Genomic DNA, 878 nt, shown 5'->3' on the forward strand with positions numbered 1-878 from the left:
GCGTAGATGATATTGATGCCGGCAATGAGGAGATGTTCTATCTTCCTGCAGTGATCAAATCACGGGAAACAAATGCACTTTGCGTCGGGCTTATATTGGTGGATATTGAATCATCAGGTGAACATTGGGGAACACAGTTTATGCTGGACGGCAATTTTTATTGTGATGACAGCGAATGTATGACGGACAAAGTAAAAACCAAATTCGCTTATACATTTATCAAGATACGTTCCGTCTTTATCTACAACATTATCTTTATATGCGTTTGCATAAAGTCCGGTTTGCGGATGCTGAATGAATTCCGTGCATCGTCTGTTCTCATCACGGCTTGCTCGGTATTCCTCAACATCGCCGTCATGCTCCGCTGTCCTGTATGAATAACGGTAAAATTCCACCGCCATAGCTGTTCACCTCACATATTCATTACCGGGGCTGCCTCGGTCTGTTCATTCTGATCCGCCTGCAATTCGGTATTGCTTTCGGCAGTTTTTTGTCCGTCTGAACGCTTTTGAGACTTTTTATTCCCTGCCTTTTTTGTTTCTTTCCCCTCTTCATGGTTCTGCTCCTCCTGCTGTGTTAATTTCTGTTCGTATGCTTCAAGCACCGCACTGTGGAGATTTTCTCTTCCCTCTTTTGTAATCGGGAAACAAATATCCTCATATTTGGCTCCTGCCTTACGGGAAGGCATTGACACAAACGGACCGTCATTGCCCTCAAAAATCCTCACACCTTTTACAACAAACTCGTCATTGATGGAAACCGAGGCAACTCCCTTTAAGCTTCCGGGTTTGTTAATAAGGTTCACGCTTGCTTTGTAATTCATAAATTCTACCCCTTTCTTTTATATAACTCATCATCCACTTCTTTTAACCTTTCAC

At 42.9% G+C, this 878-nt stretch carries 2 protein-coding genes; both read right to left on the minus strand.

All coding sequences use genetic code 11. The features are described from left to right. Positions 1–113: 113 nt before the first annotated feature. On the minus strand, positions 114–401 hold the full coding sequence (locus H8706_RS12110; protein ID WP_262432844.1) for a DUF3849 domain-containing protein: 288 nt from the start codon (positions 399–401) through the stop codon (positions 114–116). A gap of 11 nt (positions 402–412) precedes the next feature. Then, positions 413–823, minus strand: coding sequence for a SpoVG family protein (locus H8706_RS12115; RefSeq protein WP_262432699.1), 411 nt, complete (start codon positions 821–823; stop codon positions 413–415). Positions 824–878: the final 55 nt, after the last annotated feature.

The organism is Qingrenia yutianensis (assembly GCF_014385105.1).
Classification (GTDB): domain Bacteria; phylum Bacillota; class Clostridia; order UMGS1810; family UMGS1810; genus Qingrenia; species Qingrenia yutianensis.